Origin of the sequence: Neptuniibacter pectenicola (genome assembly GCF_001597735.1) — a bacterium.
GTDB classification, from domain to species: domain Bacteria; phylum Pseudomonadota; class Gammaproteobacteria; order Pseudomonadales; family Balneatricaceae; genus Neptuniibacter; species Neptuniibacter pectenicola.
The window spans coordinates 1-806 of the sequence record NZ_LUTS01000054.1; the positions used below are offsets into that span (position 1 = coordinate 1).

Consider the following 806-nt stretch of genomic DNA (forward strand, 5'->3'; position numbering starts at 1 on the left):
AGAATGGTGAAGCTTGATCCATCCATCGCGCAATTCATAAAGCCCCTGAGATTTTAAGTAAGCATTGGATAATGCCTGATTAATCCCCGGTGTTTTAGAGCTTCGCCATGGGCCTTTACTGGTAATGCCACACGCAACAGCCGCCTGTACGTGGACGCCTCGACTCATCAGGTTCCTTACCTTGGTGCGTGGCTTTCGCCACTGCCGCCAGTAAGCCATCCTTATTCTGCGCCGAATCCAATGATCTAGATCGACGCAGAGTTGGTAGCAATTGGCGATGCCAAAATAGTTAATCCAGCCACGTATAAATTGGCTGGTCTTGAAGAGCTGATATTTCATCGACACCCCCCAGTTACGATTCGTTAACATGCGTATCCGCTGCTTAAATTTCAGTAGCGTTTTCTCATGCCATTGAATACGACCAGCCTTGAAGGTAAACCCCAAGAACTTACTCTCACTGGTTTTAACGACGCGACTTTTATCGGTATTGACGACCAGCTTCAAGCGGTTTTGCAAGTACTGACTGATACTGCGTAGTACGCGTTCACCTGCTCGCTGACTCTTTACCACTATCGTAAAGTCGTCGGCATAGCGGGCAAACTTATGGCCACGTTTCTCAAGTTCTTTGTCCAGAGGATCGAGCATGATGTTCGCTAGTAGCGGCGATAGTGGCCCGCCTTGCGGTACACCTTCTCGGCTCACACCATAGAACTGGTTGTCGACAAACCCAGCTCGCAGGTATTGTTTAATCAATCGTAGAAGACGTTTGTCCTTCACCTTGTCACCAAGGCGCGTCATCAGCAGAT

1 protein-coding gene is annotated in these 806 nt (G+C 48.8%); it reads right to left on the reverse strand.

The features are described 5' to 3' along the window. On the reverse strand, positions 1-777 hold a 777-nt coding region (locus tag A3773_RS16820; RefSeq protein ID WP_269454516.1), incomplete at its 3' end, for a reverse transcriptase domain-containing protein. Positions 778-806 lie beyond the last annotated feature (29 nt).